This is a genomic window from Bosea sp. PAMC 26642, from assembly GCF_001562255.1.
In the GTDB taxonomy this organism is placed as follows: Bacteria; Pseudomonadota; Alphaproteobacteria; order Rhizobiales; family Beijerinckiaceae; genus Allobosea.
In genome coordinates this window covers 4,251,482-4,275,039 of record NZ_CP014301.1, presented here as the reverse complement: position 1 = coordinate 4,275,039, position 23,558 = coordinate 4,251,482, and the positions used below count along the sequence as shown (strand labels likewise).

The window sequence follows — 23,558 nt, the reverse complement described above, 5'->3', positions numbered from 1 at the left end:
TGCCTCAGGTATCCACCGTCGCGTTCAGCGCATTGCTCTGGATGAACTCGCGGCGCGGCTCCACCACATCGCCCATCAGCTTGACGAAGAGGTCGTCGGCCTCGTCGTTCTGGTCGTTCTTGACGCGCAGCAGCGAGCGGGCGTCGCGGTCGAGCGTCGTCTCCCAGAGCTGGTCGGGGTTCATCTCGCCCAGCCCCTTGTAGCGCTGCAGCGACACGCCCTTCTTGCCGATGGCGGTGACGGCGTCGAACAGGTCGGTTGGGCCGTTGACGGCATGGTCGTCGCCCTTGCGGCTCAGCACGCCGGGCTTGGCATAGGCCTCCTGCAGTGACGCCGCCGTTGCGTCGAGCTTGCGCGCCTCGGCGCTGGCCAGCAGACCGGCATCGAGCGCCGCCACCTGCTTCACGCCGCGCACCATGCGGGAGAACTGGAAGCCGCCATCGGCGGCCTTGCCCTCCCAGCCGCGCTCCAGATCGTCGGAGATCGCGTCGAGACGCCTGGCGACATAGGCGGCGGCCTCATTGGCCTTGGCCTCGTCGTCCTCGCCCAGCGGATGCAGCGCGCCGGCGATCGCCATCTGCTCGACGACACGGCGGTCATAGCGCGAATGCAGCTGTCCCAGTGTGAAGCGGATGCCGCGGGCCTCCTCGATCAGGCCGCGCAGATCGGCGCCACCGCGCTCGGACCCGTCGCTGGTCTTGAACACCGCGCCGTCGAGCGCCGTCTCGACGAGGTAGTCCTCCAGCGCGCGCTCGTCCTTGAGATAGGTCTGCGACTTGCCGCGCGCCGCCTTGTAGAGCGGCGGCTGGGCGATGAAGAGATGCCCGCGCTCGATCACCTCCGGCATCTGCCGGTAGAAGAAGGTCAGCAGCAGCGTGCGAATGTGGGAACCGTCCACGTCCGCGTCGGTCATGATGATGATCTTGTGGTAGCGCAGCTTCTCGATGTTGAACTCCTCGCGGCCGATGCCGGCGCCGAGCGCCGTGATCAGCGTACCGACCTGCTCGGAGGAGAGCATCTTGTCGAAGCGCGCCCGCTCGACGTTGAGAATCTTGCCGCGCAAGGGCAGAACCGCCTGATATTCGCGGGCGCGGCCCTGCTTGGCCGAGCCGCCGGCCGAGTCCCCCTCGACGATGAAGAGTTCGGACTTGGCCGGGTCGCGCTCCTGACAGTCGGCGAGCTTGCCAGGCAGCGAGGCGATATCGAGCGCGCCCTTGCGGCGGGTCAAGTCACGGGCCTTGCGGGCGGCCTCGCGGGCGGCTGCGGCCTCCGCAACCTTGCCGACGATCAGCTTGGCCTCGGGCGGGTGCTCTTCCAGCCAGGTCGAGAGCGCCTGATTGACGACGTTCTCGACGACGGGACGGACTTCCGACGAGACCAGCTTGTCCTTGGTCTGCGAGGAGAATTTCGGGTCGGGAACCTTGACCGAGACGATCGCGGTCAGACCTTCGCGGCAATCGTCGCCGGTGAGCGCGACCTTCTCCTTCTTCAGGATGCCGGAGCTTTCGGCATAGCCGGTGATCTGGCGCGTCAGCGCGGCGCGGAAGCCGGCGAGATGGGTGCCGCCGTCGCGCTGCGGGATGTTGTTGGTGAAGCAGAGCACGTTCTCGTGGTAGCTGTCATTCCACCACAGCGCGACATCGACGGTGATGCCGTCCTTCTCGTTGCTCAGCATCACCGGCCTGGAGATGATCGGCGTCTTGGCGCGGTCGAGATAGCGCACGAAGGCCTCGACGCCGCCCTCATACATCAGCTCCTCGCGAACCACCTCGGCATGGCGGGCATCGGTCAGGATGATGCGGACGCCGGAGTTGAGGAAGGCGAGTTCACGCAGACGGTGTTCGAGCGTCTTGTAGTCGAACTCGATCATCGTGAAGGTTTCTTGGGATGGGGTGAAGGTCACCTCCGTGCCGCGCTTGTCGCCGGCGGGGCCGACCACCGCCAGTGGGTCGACCGCATTGCCGTGGCGGAACTCCATGAAATGCTCGTTGCCGCCGCGCCAGATGCGTAGCTTCAGCGAGACCGAGAGCGCGTTGACGACGGAGACGCCGACGCCGTGCAGGCCGCCCGAGACCTTGTAGGAGTTCTGGTCGAATTTTCCGCCGGCATGGAGCTGGGTCATGATGACCTCGGCCGCCGAGATGCCCTCTTCCGTGTGGATATTGGTGGGGATGCCGCGGCCATTATCGGTCACGGTGACCGAACCCTCGGCATTCAGCGTCACAGTGACGATGTCGGCATGGCCAGCCAACGCCTCGTCGATGGCGTTGTCGACCACCTCATAGACCATGTGGTGCAGGCCCGAGCCGTCGTCGGTGTCGCCGATATACATGCCGGGACGCTTGCGAACGGCATCCAGGCCTTTGAGAACCTTGATGGAATCGGCGCCATAGGCGGCGTCCTCGAGGTCGCGGGCAGCATCAGACATGTCTTGGTCCTTCGGCGGGCGTCGATGCACCCGCGATCGTCTTGATTCGTATCACGAATATAGGGGTTCCCGGCGGCTTTTTCACGCGTGCACGCGCATGTGCGCGAGGGGAATCCGTCAGGAACGCGAGCCGGCGACGGGCTCGGCCTTCGCGCTGTCGATATGGCCGAGGTTGCGCGTCGGATCGAGCCGGTCGCGCACGCGCTGCTTCAGCACCTTGGAATCGGGAAAGCCACCCTCAGCCACCCGCTCCCAGATCGTCTCGCCGTCATAGGTGATGTGGAAGACGCCGCCCTTCCCGGGCACGAGTGCGACCTCGCCAAGATCGTCCACGAAGGTGGAGAGCAGTTCCTGCGCCAGCCAGGCTGAGCGCAGCAACCAATGGCACTGCGTGCAGTAGGTGATCGCGATGCGGGGCGGCGTTTTGCTGGTCATGCCCGGTTTCTCGCCGAAAGCGCCAGTTCAGGCAAGCCTTGCCTGTTCGCGAGCGGCTTCAGCTATCCGTTGAACCCGGCGATCGCCTCCAAAAAGGCCTCGCCATACTGCGTCAACTTGCGTTCGCCGACGCCTTCGATCGCACGCATCTGGTCGAGGCCCGCCGGCCGGGCGCGGGCCATGGCGATCAGGGTCCGGTCGGTGAAGATGATATAGGCCGCCACGCCCTCCTCGCGGGCGATCGAGAGCCTGAGCTGGCGCAGATGCTCGAACAGCGCCGCGATGCCCTCGTCGAGCCCGTCGGCGCGGGCTGCGGCCCTCTCGGCCGGGCTGCGTCGGCCCGCAATCGAGTCCTGGCGCAGCGCGATCGCCTCGCGACCGAACAGGATGTCCTCGCCCTTCTCCGTCAGCGCGAAGCCGCCATGCTCGGTGCTGGCCTCGGCCAGAGCGCCCGCCGCGAAGAGTTTTCGCGTCAGCGCGGTCCAGGCGCTCTTGGCCTTGTCCTTGCCGACCCCGAAGGTCTTCAGTCCGTCATGGTTCTGGCGCCGGATGGTCTCGCTCATCGTACCGGTCAGGATGTCGGCGAGATGGGCCGCTCCGAAGCGCTGGCCCGAGCGCGCCACCGCCGAGAGCAGCTTTCGCGCATCGAGCGTCGCATCGGTCAGGACCGTTTCGCTGCCGCAGAGATCGCAGCGGATCGGCGCATTGCCGTGACGGCAGGTTTGCGTCTCCTCGCCGAAATAGGAGAGCAGCGCGCTGCGCCGGCAGAGCGCGGATTCGCACAGGTCGATCATCGCGTTGAGGCGCTTGTGCTCGATCTTGCGGCGCTCGTCGTCGATCGCCTTCTCGTCGATCTGGCGCCGCCGCAGCGCCATGTCCTCGGTGCCGTAGAGCGTCAGCGTGTCGGCGGGCAGGCCGTCGCGACCGGCACGACCGATCTCCTGGTAATAGCTCTCGATCGAGCCCGGCATGTCGGCATGGATGACGAAGCGGACATCGGGCTTGTTGATGCCCATGCCGAAGGCGATCGTGGCGCAGACGACGACGCCGTCCTCCTGCAGGAAGATGTCCTGGTTTCTGTTGCGCTGCGTCTGCTCCATCCCGGCATGATAGGGATAAGCCTTGTAGCCCAGCTCGCTCAGGCCCTGCGCCAGCTTTTCCGTGCGGTTGCGCGACGAGCAGTAGACGATGCCGGAGCCGCCGCGATGGCGCTTCAGGAAATCCGCGATCTGGCGGCGCGGCTGGTCCTTCGGAGCGAAGGCGAGCTTGAGATTGGGCCGGTCGAAGGAATGGACGACGCTGTGCGGCAGCTTAGGAAAGAGCTGCTGGGCGATGTCCTCGCGCGTCTGACGGTCGGCGGTCGCGGTCAGCGCCGTGACCGGCACACCGCCCAGCGCCTCGCGCGCCTTGGCGAGCAGGCGGTATTCAGGCCGAAAATCATGGCCCCATTGCGAGACGCAATGGGCCTCGTCGATGGCGAGCCGCGTCACGCCGAGCCGGCGCAGCCGCGAGACCAACCCCTCGCCGGCCAGCCGCTCCGGCGAGACGAAGAGCAGTCGCAGATCCCCGGCGTTGAGCCTGTTCCAGGCTTCGGTCGCCTCGGATTCGGTGTTCATGGAATTGAGCGAGGCCGCGGCGACACCGGCCCGGGTCAATTGCCCGACCTGATCGCGCATCAGTGCGATCAGCGGCGAGACCACCAGCGTCAAACCGCCGGCGACGAGGGCCGGCAGCTGATAGCACATCGATTTGCCCGAGCCCGTCGGCATCACGGCGAAGACGTCGCGGCCATCGAGCGCGGCCTCGATCACCTCCCACTGTCCGGGGCGGAAATCGTCATAGCCGAAGACGGATTTGAGGATCGCGCGGGCGTCTGATTCGCGGGATTGCGGCATGGGCAAGGGGTTTGCCGGAAACGCGAGCGGATGGCCAGCCGGGGCACAGGCCACACCGGCTCAACCGCAGCCGATCCAGAGGATTTATCGAACCAGCTTGTGGACAGCGGGGCGATGCTTGTCGGCCCGTGCCTGCGCGACATCGCCGAGGAAGGTGCCGATCGAGCGCTCGAGTTCGCGGGTCAGCGCCGAGGTCGCCTGGACGCGCTCGTCCATCTGATGCGCCAGCGTGGCGGCCTCGCCGGCAAGGCCTTCGACCAAGGCGGCGTTGCGGGCGATCGCGTCGACCCCTTCCGACGAGCTTTCGGCTTTTGCGGCGATCGCATTGATGCGGCCGGCCTGGTCGGCGGCGGAATGGGCGACGACGCGGGCGCTGTCCTGCATCGCCTGCATGGTCAGCGTCAGCTGCGCCACGGCGCTGTCGATCGCGAGCCCCGCGCTGACGACCTCGTTCACGCCGTGGCGGATCGTTTCGGTTGCGCCATTGGTCGCGGTCGCCAGCGTCTTCACCTCGGCAGCGACGACGGCGAAGCCGCGCCCCGCTTCGCCGGCCCGCGCAGCCTCGATCGTGGCGTTGAGCGCAAGCAGATTGGTCTGGGCGGCGAGGTTGCGGATCATCTCCACCACGCTGGCGATGCGCTCGTTCGCCTGCTGCAGCATGGCGACGTTTTGCGTGATGCCGCGGCATTCCGCGCCCGCCTCGTCGGCGGCCGTGCTGGAGGTGGCGGTTTCGATCATGATCTCGGAACAGGAGGAACCGAAGGCGCGCGTCGCCGCCACGATTTCGGCTACAGAGGCTGCGACCTGCTCGGGCCGGCGCTGCGTCATTCCGACGGCCGAGAGGGTTTCGCTCGCCTTCGCCGAGAGATGACTGGAAAAACCCGAGACGTCGCTCATTCGGGCCTCGATGGCGGAAATACGCTCGGCGATGCCGTTGCGAAAGGCGCTCTCGATGCCGTTGAGGCGTTCGCCCATCTCGACCTCGATCGCTTCGTCGAAGCAGGCGAGCGAGAACGAGATATCCGTCAGCATCAGCCTGGAAAAGACGCTCAAGGCTTCGTCGACCGGTCCCCAGCGCCGTTTCCAGCGCGCCACGATCACGCTGAGAAACTTGGAAAAATCCTCGGCGAAGAACTGGGGATAATCGGCCAGATTGACCTTTTTGCTGTTTGCCCGTGTCACGATCCGCAGCTTGGCGGCGACATATTCGTCGTCCATCTCCAGCAGGAACAAGCGGCGGTATTTCATCGCCTCGTCGAGATAGGTCTCGGGCTGGCGGACGATCGCCGGGTTGCCGAACTTCTGGATATAGAGCTTGCGCACCGAGGCATCGAAATGCGGCTCCAGAATCTCAAGCAGACGGCTTGCGATTCTCGATTCCGACGCTGAGAAGCTTGGTCTGGCGGGTTGCATCGCCCGAACAGTAGCTAAAACTGGTTAAGCATCCCTCAAGGCCGCAATCGGGGCGTGCAGCACCTGCCGACGCAACTCGGTTTAGTCGATCGGCGAAATATGTCCCGGCTGCACTGCCAGCCGCAGCGCTCCGGCAGGCAAATCGGAAAACAGCGCCGGGTCGGCCCCCGTCATCCAGATCTGGCAGCCGAGCCCGATCAGCCCGTCATAGAGCGCAGCGCGCCGGCGCGGGTCGAGATGCGCGGCGATCTCGTCGAGCAGCACCAATGGCGGCAGCCCGCTCATCGCCGCGACGAGCCGCGCATGGGCGAGGACGAGCCCGATCAGCAGCGCCTTCTGCTCGCCCGTCGAGCCGAGTTCGGCCGGCAGGTTCTTCTGCGCATGACGGACCTTGAGGTCCGACGCCTGCGGCCCGACCAGTGTGCGCCCCGCCGCACGGTCGCGCGGTCGGCCCTGGCGCAGCAGCAGCCGATAGCCGTCCTCGGCATCCAAGGCCGAGCGGCTCATCACCAGGGCATCGATCTCGCCTTCGAGTGCGATGGATGCGTGCGGGAACGGTGAGGCGTCGTCGGCTGTCTCGCCGATGATCGCCGACAGCCGCGCCACCGTCTCGGCACGCGCGGCAGCGACCGCGACACCGAGTTCGGCGATCTCGCGCTCGACCGCCTCCAGCCATTGCCCCTCCTGCGGTGTTTCCTCGAGGATGCGGTTGCGCGACCGCAGCGCCCGCTCCAGCGCGTTCGAGCGGGTGGCGTGGCCGGGGTCGACCGCCAGCACCAGGCGATCGAGAAAGCGGCGGCGCTCGCCGGCCGAGCCACGGAACAGCCCGTCGAGATCGGGCGTCAGCCAGACGATGCGCAGATGGTCGCTGAAGGCGAGCGCTGAGCCCACTGCGACGCCGTCGATCCGCGACAGGCGGGATCGCCTGCCCTCCACATCGGCCGGGCCCAGACCCATGCCGAGACGATGGCCATCCTCGCCAAGCGCGATCGAAACGGCAAAGCCGCCCGCTCCGCCCTGGCGCGCCATGTCAGGTAGATCGGTGCGGCGCAGGCCGCGGCCGGGCGCGAACAACGAGAGGGCTTCCAGGATATTGGTCTTGCCCGCACCGTTTTCGCCGACGAGCGCAACGATTTGGCCCTCGACGAGAAGGTCGAGGGCCTCATAGGAGCGGAAATCCTGAAGGATCAGGCGCGCGACGGCGGCCACTGGCGAGCTTTGCGCCTAGACGCGCATCGGCATCAGCACATAGAGCGCCGAGGCCCCCTCGCGGTCCTGGATCACGGTGGGCGAACCAGGGTCGGCGAGCTTGAGCAGGGCGGTATCGCCGTCTAGCTGCGCTGCGATATCCATCAGATATCGGGCGTTGAAGCCGATATCGAGCGGGCTCGCATCATAATCGACCTCGATCTCCTCGGTCGCCGAGCCAGAATCCGGGTTGGTCACCGAGAGCGTCATGCGGCCATCGGCCATGGAGAGCTTCACGGCCCGGCCACGCTCCGACGAGATCGTGGAAACACGATCGACGGAGGCCGCAAAATCGCCCCGGTCGACGGTCAGCCGCTTGTCGTTGCCGCTGGGGATGACGCGCTGGTAGTCCGGGAAAGTGCCGTCGATCAGCTTCGAGGTCAGCACGACGTCCTGCGTCGCGACCCGGATTTTGGTCGCCGACAGCTCGATCGTCACCTGGCTCTCGCCATCCTCCAGCAGCTTCTGGATCTCGGCGACGGCCTTGCGCGGCACGATCACGCCGGGCATGCCGGCAGCCCCCGCGGGCGCCGCCATGTCGACGCGGGCGAGCCTGTGGCCGTCGGTCGCGACGGCGCGCAACAGGCTGCGGCCTTCGACCTCGATGGCGTGGAGATAGATGCCGTTGAGGTAGTAGCGCGTCTCCTCGGTGGAGATCGCAAACTGCGTCTTGTCGATCAGGCGCTTGAACTCGCCTGCCGGCAGCGTGAAGCGATGCGCCATCTCGCCGGCTGTGATGTCGGGAAAGTCGCTTTCCGGTAGCGTCTGGAGCTGGAAGCGCGAGCGGCCCGAGCGCAGCACGAGCCCGGTCTCGCCGGTCGTCTCCAGCGAAACCTGCGCGCCGTCAGGCAGCTTGCGGACGATGTCGTATAGGGTGTGCGCGGGCACCGTCGTCGCGCCGGGCTCGGCCACGTCGGCGGGCACCGTCTCGACGACCTCGATATCGAGGTCGGTCGCCTTCAGCTTCAGGCCGGCCTCGGTGCCGCTCAAAAGCAGATTCGACAGGATCGGGATCGTGTTGCGGCGCTCCACCACGCGATGCACGTGGCCCAGCGACTTCAGCAGGGTGGAGCGTTCGACGGTAACCTTCATCGTCTTCAGTCTTCTGGCGTGCTTGCGCCCGAACGCGATCTGCGCGGGCGGCGGAATGGCCCGCGACATTGCCGGAGGCGTGCCAGCGGCGCAAGGGCGTCGCGATCGGCAATCACAGTCAAAACGCCGCCTGCCGAACGCGGCAAGCGGCGCGGTCGCTCATTCCTGCAGCATCCGCTTGAGCAGATCGACCTCGTCATGCAGCGAGCGATCTTCGGTGATCTGCTTTTCGATCTTCCGCACCGCATGCAGCACGGTGGTGTGGTCGCGTCCACCGAAGCGGCGGCCGATCTCCGGCAGCGAGCGCGGCGTCAGCGCCTTCGACAGATACATCGCGATCTGGCGCGGCTTGACCACGGCCGCCGTGCGGCGCTCCGACAAGATATCGGCCCGGCTGACATTGTAGCGGGTCGCGACCAGCTTCTGGATATCCTCGATCTTGACGCGGCGCGGCTCGCGGGTGCGCACCAGATCGCGGATCGCGGCCTCGGCCGTCTCCATCGTAACCGGTTGGCCCGACAGCGTGGCGTGCGCCAGCAGGCGGTTGGCGGCGCCGTCGAGATCGCGCCCATTGGTGGCGACGACGCGGGCGACATAGGTCACCACCTCGGGATTGACCTGGAAATTGGCGTGAGCCGCCTGCAGTGTCGCCAGCCGCGAGGTCAGGATCTTCGCGCGCAGGGTCTCGTCGAGATCGCCGACCTCAACCACGAGCCCGCCGCCGAGCCGCGACCGGATGCGCTCGTCGAGCGCCTCCAGATCATTGGCGAGGCGGTCTCCCGCCACGACGATCTGCTTGCCGGCGTCGATCAGCGCATTGATGGTGTGACCGAACTCCTGCTGGATCGACTTGCCCTGAATGAACTGAACGTCGTCGACGACGAGCAGGTCGATGCCGCGCAGCTTCTCCTTGAAGGCGAGCGCGGTTTGCGATTTCAGCGCCGCGACGAAGCCGTACATGAAGCGGTCTGCGGTGAAATAGGCGACGCGCTTGCCGCCATTGCGTGCCTCCTGGGCGATCGCCTGCAGAAGATGCGTCTTGCCGAGGCCAACTCCGGCATGGATGTACAGTGGATTATAGGGCGCCGAACCCGCGGGGGCCGCCGCGATCCGCTCGGCCGCCGCAAAGGCGAGCTGGTTCGATTTTCCGGTGATGAAGCTCTCGAAGTTCATGCGCCGGTCAAGCGAGGTGCCGCAGGCATCGACGAGATCGCGTTCGCCCGGCGCTTCGCTCCCGACGGCCGGCTGAGGAGCGCCGGCGAAGCGCATCTCGACGGCAGCGGAGCCGGGCCTAGCGGCTTGACGCACCGGAAGGACGGAGGAGGCACCGGGCATCGGGGCCGCCTCGCGCGACACCTGGCGCACCGACAGGACCAAGCCATTGGGGGCCGGAAGCTCGGCCGTGCAGTTGACCCGCAGCCGCTCGGCGTAGTGCGCCTCGAGCCAGCTCTTCAGAAAGCGGGTGGGAACGGTCAGATAAGCGACGCCGTCGGCGATGCCACCGAGTTCGACGCGGGCGAACCAGCTCGAAAAGACGTCTTCGCCGAGTTCGGCCCGCAGGCGCCGCCTGACACGATCCCAGGCTTCGGTGAGAAACGCCTCGGTCGGCACGGCCTGGCTGATGTGCACGTCGTTCGCCTCCGCCATCAGAGCCGCGACGACCGGCGTCGCAACCGCCGTTACATCGATGCCCTCGCCCCTGTCCTGCCGTTCAAACATCCATCTGCCCCATCTTGAAAAATCTGATCGTGCCGGATCTTCAGCGGCCGCGATGCGGCCGCTGCGCCAACACTTGTGACTTGCGAACGGGGGTGCCGGTCCCGTGTGGCGCTTCCTGCCCCACAGGTTCGGCAAATCCCGGTCTGATCGATTACGCTTGGAAGGCCCGCCGATGAACGAGGCCGCGTTTCATCTCAACGCATCAAGACAAAAGGCAGCATCCTCCAACCCTCCTCCGGTCGCGAGCCAAACACCGATACTTTCGGAAATCCCCGGCGGTCATTGCTGCCCGACCGGCGATGAAAAGACCTTACAGGGCGCTCTCGAACGGGAGCAATATGCTTGCCGCGCGGCGCCCCTGACTCAAGGCCATCGCGGCCCTAGCTGACCGACCGGCAGGCGCCCTGCAATTGGTTGGGGAACTTAAGGATTTCTTTACCAGGGGCTCGTGGTGGCGTGCCTGAATCTTTTTTTTCCGATCAGGCGGCGGGCGGGCGGCGGGCTCGTGCGAATCCCTGCCTGCAAATCCTTTGCCCGCTAAGATCATGAAAAATATGGGCTTTATCTGCGCGGTCAAAACCCAGGCAAGGGCCCGATTCGCGCCCGAAAATCGCCTCGAGAGTCAAGCGCGCAAAGCAGTGGAAAGATTGCGAAATCGCCTTGTCTCGGCACGAATTTCTGGTCTCGGCGCAGTGTGGCGGTGGGGCCACATCACATCTGCAGCCAACGAAAAACCCGGCCTCGCGGCCGGGTTTGCAACAGTCGAAAACAGTCCTGGTCGGGCTGGCTTCAGGAGGCGAGAGCGCTGACCCGATGCGCCAGACGCGAGACTTTCCGCGAAGCCGTGTTCTTGTGAACCACACCCTTCTGGGCGGCTCGCATGATCTCCGGCTGGGCGGCCTTCAGGGCGTCGGCCGCGGCGCTCTTGTCGCCGGAGGCGATCGCCTCCTCGACCTTGCGCAGGAAGGTGCGCATCCGCGAACGGCGCGCCTTATTGACCTCGGTGCGACGCACGATCTTGCGCGTGGCCTTTTTGGCCGACGTCGTATTGGCCATCGAATACGTCCTCGTTGTCATCGCGTCCGCGCGCCTTCGGCTCTGCGCCTGGCGGGGTCGGAACGCGACCGTGATGGAAAATCCTAGGCAGCGGCCGATGCTTGCGCAGGCCGTTGCGAGAGGCTGGCGTATAGTCGCTCGAATGCGCCCCGTCAACGCCGGAATGACATCGGGCGGCGGGATTTCACGCAGGCGGCGCGATGAAGCGGGCGAAGCTCGCCAGATCGACATTGCCGCCGCTCAGGATGACGCCGACGCGATTGCCTTTCACCGGCACCGCGCCGGTGAAAGCGGCGGCTGCCGCCAAGCAGCCCGTCGGCTCGACCACGAGCTTCATGCGCTCGGCGAAAAAGGCCATGGCCTCGACCAGAGCGGCGTCGCTGACGGTAACGATATCCTCGACAAGAGCCTGGATGATCGGAAAGGTATAATCGCCGAGGAACGGCGTCTGCGCCCCGTCGGCGATGGTCTTGGGCACCGCGATCTTGACGATTCTGCCGGAGCGGAAGGATTGCTGGCCGTCATTGCCCGCCTCGGGCTCGACGCCATAGACCTTGCAGGCCGGGTTCAGCGCCTTGGCGGCGAGCGCCGCGCCCGCCAGCAACCCGCCGCCGCCCAGGCAGACCAGAAGGATGTCGAGCGGGCCGGCATCCTCGATCAGCTCCTTCGACGCCGTACCTTGGCCGGCGATGACGTCGGGGTGGTCATAGGGCGGGATCAGGCTGAGGCCGCGTTCGGCGGCGAGCCTGGTGCCGATTTCGAGACGATCCTGCGTATAGCGGTCGTAGAGCACGATCTCGCCGCCATAGGCCCTGGTCGCGGCGACCTTCGCAGCCGGGGCGTCCTCCGGCATGATGATGGTGGTCGGCACGCCGAGAAGCTGCCCCGACAGGGCGATCGCCTGGGCATGGTTGCCCGAGGAGAAGGTCAGCACGCCGGCCTTCTTCTGCGCCGGCGTCAGCGCCGAGATCGCGTTAAAGCCACCGCGGAACTTGAAGGCGCCCATGCGCTGCAGGTTCTCGGGCTTGAAGACGAGGCTCGCGCCCGTCCGCTCGTCGGCGGTGCGCGAGGTCAAGGCCGGCGTATGATGGGCGACGCCCCTGATCCGGCCGGCGGCAATCTCGACATCGGCATAGGTCGGCAAGACGAGGCCGCTCGGGGCGGAGGCAAGCGCGGCAGTCATGACGATAATCCTGCTTGGAATCTGAGGCCGCCATCGTGCCGGCAGAAGACGGGACGGTTCAAGTCAAAGAACGTCACGCCCGCCATGCATGATGGTGATCGGTCGCAACCTTCGAACGCCGATTACCGGTTCTTGAACTCGGGCTTCCGCTTCTCGACGAAGGCGGCCATGCCTTCCTTCTGATCCTGCGTCGCAAACAGCGACGAAAACACACGGCGCTCGAAGCGCAGGCCCTCGTTCAGCGTCACCTCGAAGGCGCGGTTGATCGCCTCCTTCGCCATCACGACGGAGGGCAGGGATTTCGATGCGATCGCCTCGGCGGCCTTCATTGTCTCCGCCATCAGTTCGGCCAACGGCACGATCCGCGCGACGAGGCCGGCCCGCTCGGCCTCGGTCACGTCCATCATCCGCCCGGTCAGGCACAGATCCATCGCCTTGGCCTTGCCGATCGCATGGGTCAGGCGCTGGGTGCCGCCGGCGCCGGGAATGACGCCGAGATTGATCTCGGGCTGGCCGAATTTCGCGTTGTCGGCGGCAATGATGAAATCGCACATCATCGCGAGTTCGCAGCCGCCGCCGAGCGCAAATCCCGCAACCGCGGCGATGATGGGCTTGCGGCGCTGACCGATGCGGTCCCAATCGGCGAAGCGGTCGTCGAGATAAGTCTCCGGGTAGGTCCGATTCTGCATCTCCTTGATATCGGCGCCGGCGGCAAAGGCCTTCTCGGAACCCGTGATTACGATGCAGCCGATGCCGGCATCGGACTCGAAGCCGTCTATCGCCGCATTGACCTCGCCGATGAGCTGGCCGTTCAGCGCGTTCAGGGCCTGTGGGCGGTTCAGCGTGACGACGCCGACCTTGCCCTTCGTCTCGACGAGAATGGTCTCATAAGCCATGGCGGCCTCCCGGATGCTTGCTGTTGAGCGAGCTTTAGCGGGGAGAGCGCGTCCAAGTCCATGCGCGCCCGCGCAAGGCAGGCTGCGCCATCGCGGACGAGCCGGGCAAGGGGCGATGGATCCGAAGACCGCCTTCGCGCGTAAATCTGATGAAGAACAGTGGCCGATCCGGTCGCCGGCGCTGGGGGCAGCGGAGAATTTCTCGATGAAGCGACACATCCTCACAGCCCTTGCCGCCGGGATGCTGCTGGCGGGCTGCGCCGGCGGCGCCATGCCCGAAGCGGTTGCGCCGCAGCCGGCCAGGGCTATCGATGCCGGCCGTCTCTATACGGGCCTCTGGCACGAGATCGCGCGCCGCCCGATGGCGATCACCGATGGCTGCGTCGCTGGCGCGACCGAATACAAGCGCAGCGCGCTAGGCCGGATCGAGGTGCTCGATTCCTGCCGGATGGGCACGCCGGCCGGCGAGCCGAAGACGATCGGCGGCCCCGGCGAGATCCTCGACCCCGGCACCAATGCCAAGCTGCGCGTGACCTACACCGTGCTCGGCGTCGTGCCGGTCGTGCGCGACTACTGGATCCTCGATCGCGCCGCCGACTACAGCTGGTTTATCTCGGCCGACCCGACCCTCAAGGATCTCTATATCTTCACCCGCAACCCGCAGATCGGCGAAGCGCAGCGCCAGCGGCTGGTGAAACGCGCGAGCGAACTCGGCTACCACGTCTCGAAGCTCGAATTTCCGGAACAGCCGAAGCGCTGAGTATCGGCCTGTCAGCCGCGCTTCGCCGCGCGCGGCTGACAGCTCTCGCAATAGAAGGTCGAGCGGCCGGACTGGACCAGGCGCTTCACTGCCATGACGCAGCCCGGCGCCGTGCAGGGCTGCCCCTCGCGGTCGTAGACCTTGAAGCGATGCTGGAAATAGCCGAGCGAGCCGTCCGTCTGGGCGAAGTCGCGCAGCGTCGAGCCGCCCGACAGGATCGCCTCCTCCAGCACCTCGCGGATGATCCGCGCCAGCTCATGGGCCGCCGGACGCGGCCGGCCCGTGGCTGTCGCGATCGAGCCGGCCGGCGCTTCCGGATGGAGGCCTGCGCGGAACAGCGCCTCGCAGACATAGATGTTGCCCAGGCCCGCCACCAGCCGCTGGTCGAGGAGCGCCGCCTTCAGCGGCGCGAATTTTCCGGCGAAGAGTTTCGCCAGCGTCTCGCCGGAAAGCTCGTTGCCCAGCGGCTCGATGCCCATGCCCGCAAAATGCTTCGAGGCGGTGAGATCGGCGCGCGGCACCAGGTCCATGAAGCCGAAGCGGCGCACGTCGTTATAGGTGACGCGCGCGCCCGAGCCGAGATGGAAGACGACATGATCGTGCTGCAGGTGCCGGCCGATCTCGTTGTAATAGGCGCCGGGCTCGACCGGCGGCGTACCGGGCGCCTCGACGACGAAGCGCCCGCTCATGCCCAGATGCATGATCAGCGCCTGCCCGTCGTCGAGATCGGCGATCAGGTATTTCGCGCGACGCGAAAGCGCCTCGACCTTGCGGCCGGTCAGGCGCTCGACGAAGCGCTGCGGCAGGGGAAAGCGCAGATCGGGCCGGTTCTGCTCGATGCGCGCGAAGACCTGTCCGAGCATGGCGGGCTCCAGCCCGCGCCGGACGGTCTCGACCTCGGGAAGTTCGGGCATTCCGGTTCACTCTGTAGGCTGCGTCGAGACGGGCCGCGACAAGCCCCGCTCGTTTGGCTATTCATCGCATCGGGCGAAAACAAGATAGTCTTGCACAAGAGCAGCCGAGCCGTGACAGCAGCCTCCGACACCACCCATTTCGGCTTCGAGACCGTGAAGCTCGACGAGAAGCAGGCCAAGGTCGACGACGTCTTCCACAAGGTCGCGGGCCGCTACGACCTGATGAACGACCTGATGTCGGTGGGCCTGCACCGGCTCTGGAAGGACGCGCTGATCACCACGCTGAAGCCCGCCAAGGACCGGCCCTTCCGCCATCTCGACGTCGCCGGCGGCACGGGCGACGTCGCCTTCCAGGTGCTGGATGCGGGCGGCCCGCAGACCGACGTCACCGTGCTCGACATCAATGCGGAGATGCTGGCCGTCGGGCGCGAGCGTGCCGAAAAGCGCTTTCCCGGCGACGAGCGCATCCGCTTTGTCCAGGGCAATGCGGAAGAGCTCGGCCTGCCCGACGCTCATTTCGACGCCTACACCATCGCCTTCGGCATCCGGAACGTGCCGCGCATCGACAAGGCGCTGGCCGAGGCCTTTCGCGTGCTCAAGCGCGGCGGGCGGTTCCTCTGCCTCGAATTCAGCCATGTCGATGTGCCCCTCCTCGACAAGGTCTACGAGGCCTATTCCTTCAACGTCATTCCGCCGATGGGGCGGATGGTGACGGGCGAGGCCGAGCCCTACCAGTACCTCGTCGAGTCGATCCGCAAGTTTCCAAGGCCGCAGGCCTTCGCCGCCATGATAGAGGATGCCGGCTTCCGGCGGGCGAAGTTCACGCCGATGACCGGCGGGGTCGTGGCGCTGCATTCCGGCTGGAAGCTGTGAGGATGGCCATGGCGTCATGGTCGGGCTCGACCCGACCATCTCGGTCAGGCGGCCTCTTGCGGAGGGAGATGGTCGGATCGAGCCCGACCATGACAATCCGCGCATGATCACCTCGCTCTTCCATCTCGCCCGCACGGCGCGCGTCGGCTTCGTGCTGGCGCGCGAGGGCGCGCTTGCGTTGGTCGATCCGTCCGTGCTGCCGCCGCTGGCGCGGGGCGCGATCCGGCTCGGGCGGCTGATCGAGCGCAAGGGCGCGGGCTCCTCGGCGACAAGGCTCGCGGCTGCGCTGACGCGGCTGGGCCCGTCCTACGTCAAGTTCGGCCAGTTCCTGGCGACGCGGCCCGATGTCGTCGGCATGAAGATCGCCTCGGATCTCTCGGCACTGCAGGACCGGATGGCCCCGTTCCCCATCGAGCAGGCACGGGCCGCGATCGAGGCCGCCCATAACCGGCCGGTCGAGGCGATTTTTGCCGCGTTCGGGCCGCCGGTCGCCGCGGCTTCCATCGCGCAGGTCCATCGCGCCCGGCTGCAGGACGGCTCAGAGGTCGCGGTCAAGGTGCTCAGGCCCGGCATCCGCGACCGCTTCCACCGCGATCTCGCCGCGATGCGCTTCGGCGCGGAACTGGCGGAAGCGCGCTCGGCCGAGGCGCGGCGGCTTCGCTTTTCCGGCATCGTCGAGACGCTGGCGCGCTCGGTGACGATGGAGATGGATCTGCGGCTGGAGGCGGCCGCCCTTTCCGAATTCGCCGAAAACACGAAGGACGACAGCGATTTTCGCGTGCCGGTGCCCGACTGGCAACTGACCGCCCGCGAGATGCTGGTCGACGAATGGATTGACGGCACGCGGCTGTCGGATGTCGAGGGGCTGGTCGCGGCGGGCCACGATCTCCAGGTGCTGAGCCGCACCGTGATCCAGTCCTTCCTGAAACATGCCATTCGCGACGGCTTCTTCCATGCCGACATGCATCCCGGAAACCTGTTCGTCGATCCCCAGGGGCGGCTGGTCGCCGTCGATGGCGGCATCATGGGCCGGCTCGGCCTGAAGGAACGGCGCTTCCTCGCCGAAATCCTGCTCGGCTTCATCACCCGCGACTACACCCGCGTGGCCGAGGTCCATTTCGAGGCCGGCTATGTCCCGGCCCATCATGCGGTCGCGGACTTCGCCCAGGCGATCCGCGCCGTCGGCGAGCCGATCCACGACAAGAGCGCCGACCAGATCTCGATGGCGAAAGTCCTGACCCTGCTCTTCGAGATCACCGGCCTGTTCGACATGGCGACCCGCACCGAACTGGTGATGCTGCAGAAGACCATGGTCGTGGTCGAGGGCGTGGCCCGCACGCTCGATCCGCAGCTCGACATGTGGACGACTGCCGAGCCGGTGGTGCGCGACTGGATCACCCGCAATCTTGGTCCGCTCGGCCGGATCGAGGAGGCAGGGCGGGGCGCGCGTTCGCTCGCCTTCAGTCTGGCGTCCCTGCCGGAGACGGTCGGCCGGGCCGAGCGCGTGCTGGGACAGCTCGAAGAATCCTCGCGCCACGGCTTCTCGCTCGATGAACGCTCAATCGCCGCGATCGGGCGTGCCGAGGCGCAGCGCAACCGCTGGGGCAACTGGGCGCTGTGGCTGATCGCGGCGCTGCTGGCCTGGGCGGTGTTCGCGTAGGCCGGCATTCCCGTCTTCGCCGGGCATCCCAAAAACGAAAATGGCCGGGACGAGCCCGGCCATGACGTGGGAACTGCCGTAACCGGCAGCTCGCGCTGGAAAGTCGCTTACGCCACTTCCTGCTTCATCTTCTGCGAGCGCTTGCGCTCGTTGGGGTCGAGCACGCCCTTGCGCAGGCGGATCGACTTCGGCGTCACTTCGACAAGTTCGTCGTCGTCGATCCAGGCCAGCGACCGCTCCAGCGTCATCCGGATCGGCGGGGTCAGGCGCACCGCCTCGTCCTTCGAGGTGGTGCGGATGTTGGTGAGCTTCTTGCCCTTGAGAACGTTCACCTCGAGATCGTTCTCGCGGGTGTGCTCGCCGACGATCATGCCCTGATAGACCTTCCAGCCGGGCTCGATCATCATCGGGCCGCGGTCTTCCAGGTTCCACAGCGCATAGGCCACGGCCTCGCCGGTCTCCATCGCGATCAGCACGCCGTTGCGGCGGCCGCCGATCTCGCCCTTGTAGGGGAGATACGCATGGAACAGCCGGTTCATGATCGCCGTGCCGCGCGTGTCGGTCAGGAGTTCGCCCTGATAGCCGATCAGGCCGCGCGTCGGGGCGTGGAAGACCAGCCGCAGGCGGTTGCCGCCCGAGGGACGCATCTCCAGCATGTCGGCCTTGCGCTCGGACATCTTCTGCACGACGACGCCGGAATGCTCCTCGTCGACGTCGATGATGACCTCCTCGATCGGCTCCAGCAGCTGACCGCCCTCGTCGCGCCGCAGCACCACGCGCGGACGCGAGACGCCGAGCTCGAAGCCCTCGCGGCGCATCTGCTCGATCAGGATGGCAAGCTGCAATTCGCCGCGGCCGGAGACGATGTAGCTGTCCTTGTCCTTGGCCTCCTCGATCTTCAGCGCGACATTGCCCTCGGCCTCCTTGAGGAGGCGATCGCGGATGACGCGGGTGGTGACCTTGTCGCCCTCGGTGCCGGCCAGCGGGGAATCGTTGACCATGAAGGTCATCGACACCGTTGGCGGATCGATCGGCTGGGCTTTGATCGCGATCTCGACGCTCGGATCGCAGAAGGTGTCGGCGACCGAGCCCTTCACCAGCCCGGCGATGGAAACGATGTCGCCGGGGATGGCTTCCTCGATCGGCGTGCGCTCGAGGCCGCGGAAGGCCAGGATCTTGGTGATGCGGCCGCTCTCGACCAGCGTGCCGTCGCCCGACAGCACCTTGATCTGCTGGTTCGGCTTGGCCGAACCCGAGACGACGCGGCCGGTGATGATGCGGCCGAGATAGGGGTTGGCTTCGAGCAGCGTGCCGAGCATCCGGAACGGGCCTTCCTCGATGCGCGGCTCGGGCACATGGCTGAGGATGAGGTCGTACATCGGGGCGAGGCCCTGATCTTGCGGACCGGCGGGGTCATGGGCCATCCAGCCCTGCTTGCCCGAACCGTAGAGGATCGGGAAATCGAGCTGCTCGTCATTGGCGTCGAGCGCGGCGAAGAGGTCGAAGACCTCGTTGATGACTTCGGTGACGCGGGCGTCGGGCTTGTCGACCTTGTTGATCGCCACGATGGGCCTGAGGCCGAGCTTCAGCGCCTTGGAGACCACGAACTTGGTCTGCGGCATCGGGCCCTCGGCCGCATCGACCAGCACGATGGCCGAGTCGACCATGTTCAGGATGCGCTCGACCTCGCCGCCGAAATCGGCGTGGCCGGGGGTGTCGACGATGTTGATGCGAACATCCTTCCAGACGACCGAGGTCGCCTTGGCCAGGATGGTGATGCCACGCTCCTTCTCCAGCTCGTTGGAGTCCATCACGCGCTCGATCACGCGCTGGTTGTCGCGGTAGGTGCCCGACTGCTGAAGGAGCTTGTCGACCAGCGTGGTCTTGCCGTGGTCGACGTGGGCGATGATGGCGATATTGCGCATGGACATGCGGGTAAGGGCCTTTGTCATGGCCACAAGCCGGCGAGGATCAAAGCCCTGCCGGCGCAGCCCGTTCACGAGGAATCTGGAATTCGCTGCGCTGCACATAAACGCTGGAGGCCGTTTGGGCAACGGCATAGGCGGAATTTGCGCATCCCGCCTCGCGCATTGCCTTAACGGGCAGCGGAGTAAGCGGCCGGTGCGGCGTTTTCCGCCGGCGCCGCGAGGCCGAAGGCGAGCGGCAGCCAGAGAAACAGATAGTGCATGTTGGCGAAGGCGAAGGGGTTCGAGAGGTCCGATCCCATATAGCCGAAGCTGAAGATCACCGCACCGGAAGCAAAAATGCCGATCTCGGCGCTGCGGCTGGCGAGATGGCGGCTGTAGATCAGCGCCAGCGCAAGAAACAGCGCCAGTCCGGGGATGCCGAAGAACATCATCGTTCCCAGCAGCCCGTTATGGGGATGGTTGAAGGTCGAATCGTCGAAGCGGTAGACCGGCGTCAGGCCGAAGATCGGGTTACGGACGACATGGTCGGCGACCCAGCCCCAGATCTGCAGCCGCGCCGACGGCCGGCAGAAATTGATCTCGTCGATACACAACAGAGAGCGCAGATAGGGATCGGCAAAGATCAACCCCGTCACCAGCGCCCAATTCACCAGTGCCAGGATCGCGAGCCGGCCGGCCGACAGCCGCCATGGCGCCAGCATCGCGACAAGCGCGACAGCCACCGCGATCATCGGTCCCCGGCTCTGGGTCATGACCACGGCCGTCACAATCGGAACCAAAGCTGCTAGCAGCAGTGACCGCCGGCCCGGCGAGAGATGCCAGAGGCCGCGCAGCACTGTCGCTGCCGCGATCAATGCGAGGCACAGCCCGCCGGCGCCGGGAATGGCGTTGCCCGGACGTCCGAGCGGTGTCAGCCGGCCTGTCCACCCCTGCCCCTCCAGAAGGTGTAGCCCGATCGACGCCAGCGCGCTCAGGGAGGCGACGGCGATGATCGAGAGGCAGATCATGCGCAGTCCGCAACAGGCGATCAGGCGTCGTCCTGCCAGAATGACGATCCCCAGCAGCAGGAAGCTCGCGACGACCTCGCCGGCGCGGCCCCATGCGGTGCCATTGGCGATCAGGCCCAGCATCGACCAGGCCGCAAAGGCGGCAAGGCCGAACAGGCCCGCAGCGACCGCGCGCGGCAGGCGATCGCGCAGCAAGGTCGCATCCGTCGCGACGATGACGACCAGCGCGGCGATCATCAGCTTGGCCGAGGTGTTCTTGCCGATGAAATAGGCGAAGACGAGCAGGCTCAGGAAGGCCGCCATGCAAACGATATCACGCAGCGGAGCGCCCGCCGGCAGATAGAACCGCTTCATCGTCATCGACGGTAACTCATCGCGGCTGAAGCCCGTCCGCCGCTGCGATAATCGCGCGCGCGGTCTCCTCGGGATCGATCGCGAAGGACTGCCTGCTGCCCTCCTTGCCACCGAAGACCGGCACATAGCGCGCGCCTACCGCCGCCGACCAGTGCAGTCCGGTCGATTTGCGGCCATCCGTCGCCATCAGCTCGATCACGGTCGCGCCGGGCTTGCAGAACAGGACATTGGCCAGTGCCGCGCCATGAACCGCAGCGATAACGTCGGCGCCTGCGCAGGCCGAAATCTGGTCGGCATGGTTGGTCCAGTCCGGTTCCAGCACCGAAAACCCCGCCTGCTCGAGCCGCGCGACCAACGCATCCTCGCCAGCGACGACACGCTGGCGATGGCCTTTTCGCTTGAGATAGACGCGTCGCGAGGCAGCCGTGGCCGGCTTGCTGCGATAGGCGGCCTGAAACAGCGAAAGCGCAGTGGCGCAGGCCTCGGGCACGCCGAAGATCTGCTCGATGTTCGGGGAATGGCTGCGCGCATAGAGATAGCGGTCGGTGACGACATGCTCCGTCGGCGCCAGCGGCATCCGCCTGACGCGAAGGCCCGTGGCCCTCATGCCGTCGATGAAGGACGAGACCAGCGGCGGATGGTCGCCGGTGAAGACCACGAGTTCTTCCCGATCGGTGATCGCGCCGATCCGGATCGCCTCGCAGATCGGCATCAGCACATCCGTCATCAGATGCCCGTAATGCCGGATCGGCGGGATCGCTAGACAAGGCTGGCCCACGGCGATCCGCTTCAGGGCGATGGGGCCGGGATAGGCGAAGGACCAGCGCGCCTTGCCCTGCTGGCCCAGAGAAATCTGGCTGCCGGAGGCTGCGTCGACGGCGGTCAGCGTATGCCCTGGGACGACGACGCCGGCGATCTCGACGATCATGGTCCGAGAGAAACCGGCCTCGCAGGCCGTGTCCAGCGGGTTCAGCACATCCACATTGCGGTCGCAGACCAGCGGCCGGACGGCGTCATAGGCAGGACCGTTGAGCGCGTGCCGCCAGCGCCGATCCTCGAACACGCGCACGCGGCTTGCATCAGGCCAACCGAAATCCGGGAAGAAGCCCGAGAGCAGCCTCGTCCTGGGATAATGGCCGAGCACGGCCTCGCTGAGTGCGAAGGCCTTGGGCTTGAGATCGAACAAGCGGTCGAAGAAGGTGTGATGCCGAGCCAAGCCCGTCTCCTGACCACCGGCCCTGTCGCGCGCATCGATCCTGCGGCGTCCGTGTCGCGGCATACCCGCTGAGATTGCCTCACGCAACCGACGGGCTTGAGCTAGACCTCCAGCAGCAAGCGGCGCCGCTCCGCCACGGCCCGGCCGACCTGGTCCATCACAAGCCGGTATGCCGCGAGCCCCGAGCCGTCGAGATCGCCCTTGGCGAAATCGCTGAGAACCCTCGTCAAGATCGTGTCGGCCTCGCGGTCGAGCCGCGCCAGTTCGATCTCGTCGGAACAGCTGCGGATTCCAGGTAGCAGCGCCAGCAATTCGTCGAGCCCCGACATCGCCCGCCGCCGGCGGGCCGCGCTTTCCTGCCCCAGCAAGCCGGCGGCGCCGGTGCCCAGCATCGAAAGCCCCATCACGCCAAGATAGAACCAGTCGCCGTAGCGCTCGAAGAAGGTCTCCTGCTCGCCGTCGATGAAGGCAGCTGCGCCGGAATGGACCGTCAACGGCGCATCCTTGTCGGTGGAAGGTGTCTCCAGGCCCTGGATCGACGGCAGTTCGGCGGCAAGCGTGAGGCGTAGGCCGAGCACCTCCTTGACGACGAGACCGACCAGATTGTCGTCGAGGTTCTGGGACGCCATCAGCCGCGAGGTCACCGAGATCGTCGGCAGGTTCTCCAGGGGGCGGGGCGGGTCGCCGCCCAGCGCGCCGCGCACGATCTCGCCGGTCTCGATCGCACGGTAGCGGGCCTTGATCGCCTCGGCCTCGCGGATGGGGATCAGCACGGGGTCCTCGCCCCAGGCAGACCGAAGACGGTTGAGGCCCTCGTTGTTGGTCAGCGAGCCGACGGCGTTGACCGAGAAGAAGGCGTCGATGCGGCCTTCCTTCGCGAAAGGCACGATCTCGTCCTGCGTCACGCCGACGATTTCGACCTCGTCGGGCCTGACCTCGTACTGCGCCAAGACGCGCTGCAGCAGCATGATATTGCCGGCCGGATTGCGCGAAACGCCGATCTTGCGGCCGCGCAGATCGGCGATGCGTCCGATCGCCGTCTCCTTCGTCGTGATAATGAACGGAAAGGTGCGCCTGGTGATCAGCGCTGTATCGCCTTGTGCCGGCAGTGCGATGTCAGGGCGCACGATTGCGAGATCGGCCTGGCCATCGTCGAGGCGCTTGGCGCTCTCCTCCGAGCCCTCGGTCAGCAGCAGCCGGATGCGGATCGACGATTTCTCGCGATTGAGCCCCTGCACGAAGCCGGTCGCCATGCGGGCGTCTTCCGAGCCGAGCGGCCCAACGGCGAGCCGCAGGGTCTTCGGCTGACTGGCGAAGTAGAAGACCGCCGCCGTCACGCCAAAAATCGCCAGCAGCCCCGCCATAGCCGTGAAACCGCGCCGCCCCATCCCCAACGATCCTGACCGTTCCGTCGTCGCCTCGACCACAGCATGGCTTCGACGGCCATCATGTCGCAAGTGCGGCGGCGTGCACGATCATGC

Annotated in this window: 18 protein-coding genes; 3 read left to right on the top strand and 15 right to left on the bottom strand. The window is 66.4% G+C overall.

Going from position 1 to position 23,558, the window contains the following annotated elements:
* Nucleotides 1-4 precede the first annotated feature (4 nt).
* From gyrB to AXW83_RS20505, 10 genes are all read right to left on the bottom strand, one after another.
* Nucleotides 5-2,428: a DNA topoisomerase (ATP-hydrolyzing) subunit B gene (gene gyrB / locus AXW83_RS20550; RefSeq protein WP_066616605.1), complete on the bottom strand. Its 2,424-nt coding sequence runs from the start codon at nucleotides 2,426-2,428 to the stop codon at nucleotides 5-7.
* 117 nt (nucleotides 2,429-2,545) lie between these two features.
* Nucleotides 2,546-2,863 carry an Rdx family protein gene (locus AXW83_RS20545; RefSeq protein ID WP_066616603.1) on the bottom strand — a complete coding sequence of 106 codons (318 nt, stop codon included), beginning with the start codon at nucleotides 2,861-2,863 and terminating at the stop codon, nucleotides 2,546-2,548.
* A gap of 62 nt (nucleotides 2,864-2,925) precedes the next feature.
* On the bottom strand, nucleotides 2,926-4,758 hold the full coding sequence (gene recQ, locus AXW83_RS20540; RefSeq protein ID WP_066616600.1) for a DNA helicase RecQ: 1,833 nt from the start codon (nucleotides 4,756-4,758) through the stop codon (nucleotides 2,926-2,928).
* Between the two features lie 84 nt (nucleotides 4,759-4,842).
* Nucleotides 4,843-5,496: a methyl-accepting chemotaxis protein gene (locus AXW83_RS28305; protein WP_442855255.1), complete on the bottom strand. Its 654-nt coding sequence runs from the start codon at nucleotides 5,494-5,496 to the stop codon at nucleotides 4,843-4,845.
* 756 nt (nucleotides 5,497-6,252) lie between these two features.
* Nucleotides 6,253-7,380, bottom strand: a complete 1,128-nt coding sequence (recF, locus tag AXW83_RS20530) for a DNA replication/repair protein RecF (RefSeq protein ID WP_066616595.1) — start codon at nucleotides 7,378-7,380, stop codon at nucleotides 6,253-6,255.
* A 15-nt stretch (nucleotides 7,381-7,395) separates the two neighbouring features.
* Nucleotides 7,396-8,511, bottom strand: coding sequence for a DNA polymerase III subunit beta (gene dnaN, locus AXW83_RS20525; protein WP_066620949.1), 1,116 nt, complete (start codon nucleotides 8,509-8,511; stop codon nucleotides 7,396-7,398).
* 159 nt (nucleotides 8,512-8,670) lie between these two features.
* Entirely contained in the window at nucleotides 8,671-10,158 is a 1,488-nt protein-coding gene (gene dnaA / locus AXW83_RS20520; RefSeq protein ID WP_066620946.1) for a chromosomal replication initiator protein DnaA, read from the bottom strand.
* 861 nt (nucleotides 10,159-11,019) lie between these two features.
* Nucleotides 11,020-11,286: a 30S ribosomal protein S20 gene (gene rpsT / locus AXW83_RS20515; protein ID WP_066616593.1), complete on the bottom strand. Its 267-nt coding sequence runs from the start codon at nucleotides 11,284-11,286 to the stop codon at nucleotides 11,020-11,022.
* A 184-nt stretch (nucleotides 11,287-11,470) separates the two neighbouring features.
* Nucleotides 11,471-12,469 carry a threo-3-hydroxy-L-aspartate ammonia-lyase gene (locus AXW83_RS20510; RefSeq protein WP_066616590.1) on the bottom strand — a complete coding sequence of 333 codons (999 nt, stop codon included), beginning with the start codon at nucleotides 12,467-12,469 and terminating at the stop codon, nucleotides 11,471-11,473.
* 122 nt (nucleotides 12,470-12,591) lie between these two features.
* Nucleotides 12,592-13,365 (bottom strand): enoyl-CoA hydratase, encoded by a 774-nt coding sequence (locus tag AXW83_RS20505; RefSeq protein ID WP_066616587.1) that lies wholly within the window; start codon nucleotides 13,363-13,365, stop codon nucleotides 12,592-12,594.
* 205 nt (nucleotides 13,366-13,570) lie between these two features.
* Here AXW83_RS20505 and AXW83_RS20500 point away from each other — a divergent pair, with 205 nt between their 5' ends.
* Nucleotides 13,571-14,125, top strand: a complete 555-nt coding sequence (locus AXW83_RS20500; RefSeq protein ID WP_066620938.1) for a lipocalin family protein — start codon at nucleotides 13,571-13,573, stop codon at nucleotides 14,123-14,125.
* A gap of 11 nt (nucleotides 14,126-14,136) precedes the next feature.
* Here the strand turns inward: AXW83_RS20500 and mutM are convergent, their stop codons facing one another.
* The gene (gene mutM / locus AXW83_RS20495; RefSeq protein ID WP_066616584.1) at nucleotides 14,137-15,039 is read right to left on the bottom strand and encodes a bifunctional DNA-formamidopyrimidine glycosylase/DNA-(apurinic or apyrimidinic site) lyase; all 903 of its coding nucleotides are present in this window, start codon (nucleotides 15,037-15,039) and stop codon (nucleotides 14,137-14,139) included.
* A 111-nt stretch (nucleotides 15,040-15,150) separates the two neighbouring features.
* Here mutM and ubiE point away from each other — a divergent pair, with 111 nt between their 5' ends.
* Nucleotides 15,151-15,912, top strand: a complete 762-nt coding sequence (gene ubiE / locus AXW83_RS20490) for a bifunctional demethylmenaquinone methyltransferase/2-methoxy-6-polyprenyl-1,4-benzoquinol methylase UbiE (RefSeq protein ID WP_066616581.1) — start codon at nucleotides 15,151-15,153, stop codon at nucleotides 15,910-15,912.
* A 103-nt stretch (nucleotides 15,913-16,015) separates the two neighbouring features.
* Nucleotides 16,016-17,572 (top strand): 2-polyprenylphenol 6-hydroxylase, encoded by a 1,557-nt coding sequence (ubiB, locus tag AXW83_RS20485; RefSeq protein ID WP_066620936.1) that lies wholly within the window; start codon nucleotides 16,016-16,018, stop codon nucleotides 17,570-17,572.
* Between the two features lie 107 nt (nucleotides 17,573-17,679).
* Here ubiB and typA read toward each other — a convergent pair whose 3' ends face one another.
* The 4 genes from typA to AXW83_RS20465 form a co-directional block, all read right to left on the bottom strand.
* On the bottom strand, nucleotides 17,680-19,503 hold the full coding sequence (gene typA / locus AXW83_RS20480; protein WP_066616579.1) for a translational GTPase TypA: 1,824 nt from the start codon (nucleotides 19,501-19,503) through the stop codon (nucleotides 17,680-17,682).
* A gap of 164 nt (nucleotides 19,504-19,667) precedes the next feature.
* Nucleotides 19,668-20,867: an O-antigen ligase family protein gene (locus tag AXW83_RS20475; RefSeq protein ID WP_066616575.1), complete on the bottom strand. Its 1,200-nt coding sequence runs from the start codon at nucleotides 20,865-20,867 to the stop codon at nucleotides 19,668-19,670.
* A gap of 10 nt (nucleotides 20,868-20,877) precedes the next feature.
* The gene (locus tag AXW83_RS20470) at nucleotides 20,878-22,077 is read right to left on the bottom strand and encodes a glycosyltransferase family 61 protein (protein ID WP_066616565.1); all 1,200 of its coding nucleotides are present in this window, start codon (nucleotides 22,075-22,077) and stop codon (nucleotides 20,878-20,880) included.
* 101 nt (nucleotides 22,078-22,178) lie between these two features.
* A complete protein-coding gene (locus AXW83_RS20465; RefSeq protein ID WP_066616563.1) occupies nucleotides 22,179-23,465 on the bottom strand; it encodes a TAXI family TRAP transporter solute-binding subunit in 1,287 nt (428 codons plus the stop codon).
* Nucleotides 23,466-23,558: the final 93 nt, after the last annotated feature.